The following is an 8279-nucleotide window of genomic DNA, read 5'->3' as shown; positions in this document are numbered from 1 at the left end:
CATATAAATATATAATGTTTCACGTTTTATCCAGCGAAGCTGCCTTTTTGACTTTTGTGGTAAATGAAAAGGCAGATCCATTTTTAAAAAATAATAGGTTCAAATCATTTTTCGATTAGAACCTATAAAACACCTATTTATGCCTATATTCCTTATCTTCTCCAGATTTCCCCTCTGTAATATCGTCAAATGGAGTATAGTTATTGCTTGGCAATTTCCTTTTTCTAGTTATTTTATAAATCGTAAAGGCTAGAGCCAACATTATGATTGCAGAAAAAATATAAGCCATGCAGTCAACTCCTCTCTATAAAATTCCGTGGCATGATGAAAAAAATCTATTTATTCCGCCCATTGTTTTTTTGCAAAATCTCATGATTTAAAAAATGGTCCTCTTGAACTTCTCTGGCTTTTTCACATAGCTTTCAATAATAAATCCACAGTCCGTACAAAGAATGTATTCAATATTTGAGCCTAGGCTCATCTTATTTTCAGGTTGCATAACCGCATACCCAGAGTGCTTTCCTTTCCCCAATTCTTTTCCGCCACATTTTGGACATTCTGTTGCTCTTGCAGAATAATTCATTTGAAATCCTCCCCTTCTCTTAACCATCTAAACCATCTGCCGTGACCATCTGTTTCAGCGATTGTTTCATTACTTTCCATACCATCTATAAAAAAATCTAGATGTAAAAACTTGTCTTGAATATTATTATAAATATGAAATACATCTCGTTCCTTGCCAATTGCTTGAATCGTTTGAAGAAGTAATTTTCTTGCTTCAATTGGCATTTGGTTGGCAACGTGGGTGTGAAAAATACAAACAGTGCTATCACTCGGCATCTTATCAACGTATTCACTTAATAAATCAATCCCATCTCCTTCGACCAATTGGACAGGATTCTTCACCATATAACTCGCAGCTTGTTCAAACATCAACAGTCTTTCTTTGTGTTCCGGCCAGATTAACGATTTCATCCACAATTTCTCTTCCTCATCATTTAAATCAATCGTATTTAAATCCAAACCAATCCTCTTAGAAACTGGAGGTGGAGCTGAAGAAATAAACGGAATATTTTCTCCCACTATTTCTGAAGTAATGTTTAATGTAGAATTTTTATTCCCAAATACTTCATTTGTGCCATATGAATAAGAAAACTGATCCCAAAGAAGCTGCAATCCCGCACTAGTTCCGATTTCAATCAGCGCCAGAGGTTTATTTGTCTTCTCGTATATCAAACTAAATACAGGATACAGATAAGCACATCTTCGCACCTCGTTTGTCTGAACAAGCCTTGTTCGAAGGATAGATGTAATCTCATCTTGATATTGAAGGCAAAAATCTTTAAAGCTATGAAACGCCCCTTCAAAAGGTTTTGGGTTACTCACGATACTAGGATAATACTCTTTTAACTTATGTCCCTTTCCTTTAAGCAAAAGGTAATGAACAGCCCCAAAAAGTAAATTCGGAATCGGTTGACCTTTACTGGCATATGTACATAATTGTAATAATTCATCGTCTTTTGCAATTTTCAGTGATAAATATTCATATAATTTACTAGAATCTTTACACTCATTCGTGGCAAACCTCGTAAAGCTTTGAGATATAAGTTCTTTGTTTAACATTGGTTCCTCCTCCGATCAAAAATACAAAAGGTTTTAAAATTAAGAAGGAAAGTACTCCATAGGCTCTTTGCAATGGCTATATCCATTTTTCCTATAATAATTTATGCTGTCATCACTCGGCCAAACAATGATAAACTCATACTGCTCATTTTTGGCCCATTCATTTATAGTAGTAAGTAGCTGACTGCCGATCCCCTTGTTTCTATAATCACTAACTGTATACACATTAGTCATAAAGGCAAAAGGTCTTGTAATCCTCCCAGGACGGGGCACTTTTTGTATTAATTCAATATAGATGTGAGAAACAACTCTGCCTTTTTCCTCTGCGATCCAAATAAACCACTGCTCACTGTTAATCGCATTTTCTAAAAAATTTCGGCACTCGATTTTAAACTTTTCAAGATCACTTTCATTAAACTTATTGGAGGGGTTATGTTCAATTGTGAAATCCCATCTCATTCTAATTAATTGATCAATATCTTTTGATTCAGCTAATCTAATCATCAATTTTTCTCCTATAAAAATCGGAATCTTTTTTTCCTTTTTTAGTGTTTCTATATCTACATTATTAATCTTTCATAAAAGTGTAAACGGGAAGCAAGTCCATGGGGGCCTTGGCTATATGTATAAAAAAGGGATACAAATTCATTATTAGGATTTTCGGTCAAGTCATTACCCGCCCCGTAAAAAACGGGCGGATTATGACTACTTATCGAAAAATGCATTTGAATATTTAACAACTCCCGAAACATTATTAAGTGCATTTTCTTTTAACTCTAATACCATAAATACCTCTTCTCGTACTTCGAAAGGTGCTTTTATACCCCATAAAGATGCTTTTTTAAACCCAAACTTCGGATAATATTCTGGATGCCCTAATACTACAACAGATTCATATTCAAGTTCCTTCGCCCTTTTTAATGCTTCCAAAATTAAGTGCCTTCCTATCCCTTTATTTTGATACGCTGGTAAAACAGAAATAGGAGCAAGGGCAAGTGATTGCACTATTTGATTGTCATTCATAATCTTGATTTTAGATAATAGAATATGTCCTACAATTTCATTATCAACGGCAACTAAAGATAACTCTGGAATAAATGCATCAGACTTTCTAATCCGAGCCACCAATTCATGCTCGTTTTTATCACTAAATTCCATATTAGCAAATGCACTTTGTACAACTTCTTCAGTGATATTATTGTCCTTCGATCGTTCCTGTCTAATTATTATGTTCATTATTATTCTCCTCATTTATCATATTATTTACTTTTAAAGAACGGTCATAATAATTATTTTTTATGAATCAAGGAGAATATTATTTTTAATGGCAAACTTAACTTTTTCCTTAACCTATTTCTCGTCCATCCGGTATTTTGCCTTCATTTACCCATACTTCAACCATTTGATTAAACAAAGCAGGCTTTGCCAAAGATACACCATGGCCAATCTTTGATAATATAACTCCTTTACAATTAGGGTTATTTTTCACTAAATCCATCGCCGATTTTTTCATCACTGCTCTTTCTTTTTCCCCGACAGTCACTAAAATCTTTCCTTTTGCATTTTCAAAATGCTCCGGTATTTGGAATGACATATTCTCTTCCATGATGCTTACAAGCGTTTCTAATTTCATTTGGCGGCTTTCTTGAAAGTATTGTTCAAAGTCGTCTTTGCCAATATAAAGTGTTTTAGCTTGGAGTTTTGAAAACGACCTATTTTTGATTAGCGGATAAAATAGTTTAATAGAGGGATTTATTATTTTTTTCGCATATGGAATGGGCCTCACGAGTGCACTATTGATAATAGCAAAGTCGATCAAATCTGGTTTTAAGCTTAACATTTGAATAGCTATTTGGGCACCTAGTGAAAAACCTAGGATGATTACTTCTTTTTCCTTAGCTTTTTCTTCAATTAATGCAAGTAGTTGATTGGCACTCGAATTGATTGAGAATGGTTCCTCGTGAAAACTTTGGCCATGCCCTGGTAAATCAGGTACAATGCAATGATAGTGAGCAAAGTATTGTATTTGTTCTCTCCACATCCAGCCGCTCACCCCGCCGCCATGTAAAAAAAGCATCAGCGGAGCCTCTTTATCACCATATTCTTTATAATATAAAGTCATTTTTATCACCCGATTGTTTAAGAATCTTTTTCATCTGTGAAAATTTTAAACGCTCCTATTGCCAATACCAACGGGATGATTACCATCGAAAATTTGAGAAAGGGAATATCTAAGATGAAGCTTATTAGAATGATAGGCAATCCAATCATAACAGTCATTGATGCGAATTTAGTATATCGGATAGCTTCATCAGATATCTCTGGTTCTTCTTTATACATCCACCTTTTTCCAAACAACATACTTTCCTCTGGATCCAAATAGGACCAAATAAGCAACCCATAAAAGGGTATCATCAAAATAATTATTAAAATTATTTCAGCCATAGAGTCTCCCCAATTCCTAATTTAATCATGGGTTTTCCTGTTACTCTTATACGAATCACGAAGGAAATAGTTCCCACAATTCCCTTAACCTGCCCTATTAAGAAAAATGCGCTCCTGCTAATTCCAGAAACGCACCTGTTTATGTAATTGATTTGACAAATTTAGTATAACTAGCAGCTCTATAAACAAAATTAAACAATTAAATGCCTTTTAAAAAAATCCTTCGTGACTTGGTGAGTAAGTATTTCAGCCACCTTGTCTATATCGATGAATTTTAACTCCTTTATTTCATGATCATTTGGGTTTAATGAGTTACGATCGCCTAAAAATTCTACAAGAAACATGATTGTTTCCTGTTTGTCGTATCCGATTTCCATCTTAATTTCATCTGGAAAATGAAAGCATATTTTTTCATCAAATTCTTTTACAACCCTATATTCTTTTGAACCAGTCTCTTCTTCTAATTCACGAAATAGCGTATCGGTTAAATTCCGATCATTTTCTTCTACGCCACCCTTTATAAAATCCCATTCCCCTTTTATCTTTTGTTTCCCTTTATTTGTGTTGATACTGACTTTATGGGCAATTAAAAATTGATTTTTTTGAAAAACAATTGCACCTACAGCTTTTCTAATCATTTTTGCCTCAACTCTTTCTATCTTTCCTACAAAATTCTCTCTCCACTTTTTCCAAGTAATATGGAGAGCACGAGAAAAATATATGAAAATGACAACAGAATCAATTCCAAGAAACCTAAACCAAACAGCATTGAATGATTCTCATCCGCTTGAATACCAGAATCAAACATATATTTTCCAATTAACAAATAGCTGCCAACTGACATTAAGAGAAATAACAGCCCAACCCAATTAAATTTAAATTTTACGATAGTATGAATCAGGACGAAAAAATAAACCGAACCGACAATTAATAAAAATATAAAAATATATAATGGTTCATAAACTGACACGTGATAAACTCCCTCTTTGATTCTTCATTTAATGTTATATAAGTGGAAACTTTGTATGGCCAAATATACGAATATCAAGCAGAGGATAAAGTTCAAAAGCGAAAAACCTCTCTTTTTCAAAATCAAACTTTCAATTCCAGTTAATAACCAGAATCCCGCAAAAATAGCTTGCAGTATCCCATTATAGGAAAAATTAACACTTCTATCCTTAAATATGAAAATACTAATAACCAAGATTGGAAATAACAGTAGTAATTGTATGATTACAAAAGGCTTTATTCTATTTTTAAATATATTTTTCATAACTCCATCTCCACCCATAAAAAAGCCTTACACCTATATTATCCTAAATTGGATAATAAAAGGGAACAATTTTTCCATACATCTTTTTTGCAATATCACATTATTAACAAACAAATTACGTGGATGTTTATCTAATAACAAACAATTTGTTAATACATTTACTTATTAATGATTGACGTTCACTAAATTTTATATTAGCATGTTTACTATAAAGCAAACACTTTTATCAATTGTTTAAAATATATCAACATGCTGGATGTGATTTTCAAATGGAACTATCTGATTTCTTTTGGAATGCCTCTTTGGAAGAGCTTAAACGAGGATATATTCAAGAAAAGGATTTCTATACATGCTTGCTTTGCGGGGAAAAGATTGAAAAAGGAATTGTTTATTCTCATGAAAATACGCTTTACGAAGCGGAAAGATATATGAGAATTCATATTAAGCGTACTCATCAATCTGTATTTGAATATTTAATCGGAATGGATAAGAAGCTTACCGGTCTTACTGACCATCAAAATGAGCTCCTTCAACTTTTTTATCAGGGAAAAAGTGATAAAGAGGTTCAGCATGAAATGGGTATTGGCAGCACCTCAACCATTAGGCATCACCGGTTTGCATTAAAAGAAAAGGAGCGGCAAGCAAAGGTATTTTTGACAATGATGGAACTGTTAAAAGATAAGGACGAGTATGCTCCAACCTTTATTGCCCCTCATAAAACAGCGAAAATGGTTGATGAACGATATGCCATCACTAAAGAAGAACAGGAAAAAATCATAATGAAGTTCTTTACAGAAAGACCGAATCGATGCTTAAAGAAATTCCCGCCAAAGGAAAAACAGCGTCTGATTGTCCTAAGGGAAATTGCAGCACAGATCGAGGATGAGCGAATTTATGATGAAAAGGAATTAAATCAAATTTTAAACGCAATTTATGAGGATCATGTCATGATCAGAAGATATTTAATTGAATATGGATTTTTAGACCGGAAGCCAGATGGCAGCCAATATTGGTTAAAAAAATAATAATGAAAGTGGGATTAAAACATGGACCGAAAAAGAGAATTAAAACAGCAATATAAAGAGATCCCCATTGAAGCGGGTGTATATCAAATTAAAAACATCAAGAATCAAAAGATGTTTGTCAGCAGTACAAGAAATTTTAAAACATTAAATGGGGAAAAATTCATGCTTGAATCAGGCAACCACACAAACAAAGCACTCCAGGAGGAATGGAGCCAACTTGGAAAAGAGGCTTTTTCTTTTGAAACCTTGGAGGTTCTTAAAAAGAAAAACGACCCTTATTTTAATGAGAAAGAAGCATTAGCTGAACTCGAGGCAAAATGGCTAGAAAAACTTCAGCCGTATGAAGAACAGGGATATAATGTGAGGAAATCTCAATGAATTTAAGTGAAATAAATAAGTTTTAAAAGCTAAAAATGGGGAAACTGATATACTTTGTTTCCTTTTTTTCGTGGAAAGTTTTAAAGTTGCCAGTTTACTAATTTCGACTGCACTCATTTCACTGACGGTCATTTTTACTGTTTTTGGAGAAATCATCTCACTATCGGGAGTATTTATTTTATATGAAAATTTAGGAAGGGGACCGGTTAATTTGTCCCCATAATCATAACGGAAATAAAAATACATAGCACTATTTTTACCCGAATTCCAAAATAAGCATTGCGACTAAAGCACTGCGTACAGGCATTTGGGAAATAAGTAAATGCTCATGACTTGCGTGAGCCCCATCCCCAACTGGCCCCAAACCATCAAGGGTAGGTGCAAACTGTGATGCAAAGCTACCATCGCTTCCGCCTCCACTCATTTGCTCCTCTAAATTAAAGGCTAAATAAGATTTGGACAATTCCTTAGCCTTCTGGAACATTTTTTCGATTTCGGCCGTTTTTTCAAGAGGGGGTCGATTGATCCCGCCTGTAACTTCGATGGATATTCCTTCTTTAGAAGGCTTTAAATTTTGGATTAAGGGAATAATCTTTTCAAACTCTGCTTGATTGGTAACACGCAAATCCAGCTCTGCCTCTGCTTCGGCAGCGATTACATTGGATGCAGTCCCTCCTTTAATGACACCAACATTTAAGGTAGTCCCTTTATCCAAATCCGATAAGCTATGTAAATGGATGATTTTCCTCGAAAGCTCCTCTATGGCACTTATTCCTTTTTCAGGCTCAATTCCCGAATGTGAGGCCCGCCCCTTTACTTTTATATGAAACATTCCTACGCCTTTTCGTGAAGTCTTTAGTTTTCCAGTAGTTGAACTCGCTGATTCTAACACCAAAACATATTTACTTTTTTTCGCTTCTTCCTCTATTAATGCTTGGGATGTCCCACTCCCGATCTCCTCATCAGTGGTGACCAGCATCACGAGTTTCGTATTCAAGGAAACTCCCAATTCACGCAGGGCATGCAGGGCAAAGATCCCTTGAACGATTCCCCCTTTCATGTCAAAGGTTCCTGGCCCGTACGCCTTATCCCCATCGATTCGAAATGGCATCGATTCTAACGTCCCCTTCGGCCAAACCGTATCCATATGGACTAAAATGAGAATTTGCTCCTCCCCCTGTCCATACTCCATCCGAAGATGATTTCCGGCATGAGGATTTTCTATAACGGCTATCTCCTCTCCTACGTATTCGGTAAAAAGTTCACTTACCTTTTCACCAAGCCGGTCCACCATTTCCTTATCATGTGAAGGGGATTCCATCTCAACCAATTCCTTTAAAACACCGAGCATTTCTGATTCTTTTCCTTTTAAAAACTCTACGATTTTTTTCATATGAATACACCTCATTTTCATTCTATGCATAAATCCCCTTCATAAGAAAGTGATTTTATTTAACTTATTGGACAGGATTTGATGAAATACAGAATAGTTGTCCAGGATACTCGATTTCTTGGACAGCTTTTTGCGAAATCAC

At 34.9% G+C, this 8279-nt stretch carries 12 protein-coding genes; 2 read left to right on the top strand and 10 right to left on the bottom strand.

The genetic code is table 11. The annotated features are described in order from the left end of the window. Positions 1 to 133 precede the first annotated feature (133 nt). The 9 genes from V7164_RS12030 to V7164_RS11990 all read right to left on the bottom strand — a co-directional run bounded on the left by V7164_RS12030 (position 134) and on the right by V7164_RS11990 (position 5038). A complete protein-coding gene (locus V7164_RS12030) occupies positions 134 to 289 on the bottom strand; it encodes a hypothetical protein (protein ID WP_335354204.1) in 156 nt (51 codons plus the stop codon). Between the two features lie 87 nt (positions 290 to 376). Further along, complete coding sequence (locus V7164_RS12025; protein WP_335345046.1) at positions 377 to 583, bottom strand: transcription initiation factor TFIIIB; 207 nt, start codon at positions 581 to 583, stop codon at positions 377 to 379. Further along, on the bottom strand, positions 580 to 1623 hold the full coding sequence (locus tag V7164_RS12020; RefSeq protein ID WP_335354203.1) for a DUF2332 domain-containing protein: 1044 nt from the start codon (positions 1621 to 1623) through the stop codon (positions 580 to 582). The genes V7164_RS12025 and V7164_RS12020 overlap by 4 nt, the downstream gene beginning before the upstream one ends. A gap of 39 nt (positions 1624 to 1662) precedes the next feature. Beyond that, positions 1663 to 2127: a GNAT family N-acetyltransferase gene (locus tag V7164_RS12015; RefSeq protein ID WP_335354202.1), complete on the bottom strand. Its 465-nt coding sequence runs from the start codon at positions 2125 to 2127 to the stop codon at positions 1663 to 1665. 201 nt (positions 2128 to 2328) lie between these two features. After that, positions 2329 to 2859, bottom strand: coding sequence for a GNAT family N-acetyltransferase (locus tag V7164_RS12010; RefSeq protein WP_335354201.1), 531 nt, complete (start codon positions 2857 to 2859; stop codon positions 2329 to 2331). A 109-nt stretch (positions 2860 to 2968) separates the two neighbouring features. Next, entirely contained in the window at positions 2969 to 3745 is a 777-nt protein-coding gene (locus V7164_RS12005) for an alpha/beta fold hydrolase (RefSeq protein ID WP_335354200.1), read from the bottom strand. Between the two features lie 17 nt (positions 3746 to 3762). After that, positions 3763 to 4068, bottom strand: coding sequence for a hypothetical protein (locus V7164_RS12000; protein WP_335345042.1), 306 nt, complete (start codon positions 4066 to 4068; stop codon positions 3763 to 3765). Positions 4069 to 4259: 191 nt separating this feature from the next. Further along, positions 4260 to 4706 (bottom strand): NUDIX hydrolase, encoded by a 447-nt coding sequence (locus V7164_RS11995; RefSeq protein ID WP_335354199.1) that lies wholly within the window; start codon positions 4704 to 4706, stop codon positions 4260 to 4262. A gap of 26 nt (positions 4707 to 4732) precedes the next feature. After that, positions 4733 to 5038, bottom strand: a complete 306-nt coding sequence (locus tag V7164_RS11990; RefSeq protein WP_335354198.1) for a hypothetical protein — start codon at positions 5036 to 5038, stop codon at positions 4733 to 4735. Between the two features lie 572 nt (positions 5039 to 5610). Here V7164_RS11990 and V7164_RS11985 point away from each other — a divergent pair. Then, the gene (locus V7164_RS11985) at positions 5611 to 6366 is read left to right on the top strand and encodes a DUF2087 domain-containing protein (protein ID WP_335354197.1); all 756 of its coding nucleotides are present in this window, start codon (positions 5611 to 5613) and stop codon (positions 6364 to 6366) included. Positions 6367 to 6387: 21 nt separating this feature from the next. Then, on the top strand, positions 6388 to 6744 hold the full coding sequence (locus tag V7164_RS11980; protein ID WP_335354196.1) for a GIY-YIG nuclease family protein: 357 nt from the start codon (positions 6388 to 6390) through the stop codon (positions 6742 to 6744). A gap of 256 nt (positions 6745 to 7000) precedes the next feature. Here the strand turns inward: V7164_RS11980 and V7164_RS11975 are convergent, their stop codons facing one another. Beyond that, positions 7001 to 8137, bottom strand: a complete 1137-nt coding sequence (locus tag V7164_RS11975) for a M20 family metallopeptidase (RefSeq protein WP_335354195.1) — start codon at positions 8135 to 8137, stop codon at positions 7001 to 7003. Between the last annotated feature and the right edge of the window lie 142 nt (positions 8138 to 8279).

Source organism: Bacillus sp. JJ1474, from assembly GCF_036965225.1.
Taxonomy (GTDB): Bacteria; Bacillota; Bacilli; order Bacillales; family Cytobacillaceae; genus Cytobacillus.
Note: the sequence above shows the minus strand (reverse complement) of the source record. Positions and strands in the feature narration are given on the sequence as shown.

Excerpts from the sequence above, each read along its gene's own strand:
- V7164_RS12010 (WP_335354201.1), bottom strand. The coding sequence starts at position 2,859 with ATGAACATAATAATTAGACAGGAACGATCGAAGGACAATAATATCACT.
- V7164_RS12025 (WP_335345046.1), bottom strand. The coding sequence starts at position 583 with ATGAATTATTCTGCAAGAGCAACAGAATGTCCAAAATGTGGCGGAAAA.
- V7164_RS11980 (WP_335354196.1), top strand. The coding sequence starts at position 6,388 with ATGGACCGAAAAAGAGAATTAAAACAGCAATATAAAGAGATCCCCATT.
- V7164_RS12005 (WP_335354200.1), bottom strand. The coding sequence starts at position 3,745 with ATGACTTTATATTATAAAGAATATGGTGATAAAGAGGCTCCGCTGATG.
- V7164_RS12015 (WP_335354202.1), bottom strand. The coding sequence starts at position 2,127 with ATGATTAGATTAGCTGAATCAAAAGATATTGATCAATTAATTAGAATG.
- V7164_RS12030 (WP_335354204.1), bottom strand. The coding sequence starts at position 289 with ATGGCTTATATTTTTTCTGCAATCATAATGTTGGCTCTAGCCTTTACG.
- V7164_RS11995 (WP_335354199.1), bottom strand. The coding sequence starts at position 4,706 with ATGATTAGAAAAGCTGTAGGTGCAATTGTTTTTCAAAAAAATCAATTT.
- V7164_RS11985 (WP_335354197.1), top strand. The coding sequence starts at position 5,611 with ATGGAACTATCTGATTTCTTTTGGAATGCCTCTTTGGAAGAGCTTAAA.
- V7164_RS11975 (WP_335354195.1), bottom strand. The coding sequence starts at position 8,137 with ATGAAAAAAATCGTAGAGTTTTTAAAAGGAAAAGAATCAGAAATGCTC.
- V7164_RS12020 (WP_335354203.1), bottom strand. The coding sequence starts at position 1,623 with ATGTTAAACAAAGAACTTATATCTCAAAGCTTTACGAGGTTTGCCACG.
- V7164_RS12000 (WP_335345042.1), bottom strand. The coding sequence starts at position 4,068 with ATGGCTGAAATAATTTTAATAATTATTTTGATGATACCCTTTTATGGG.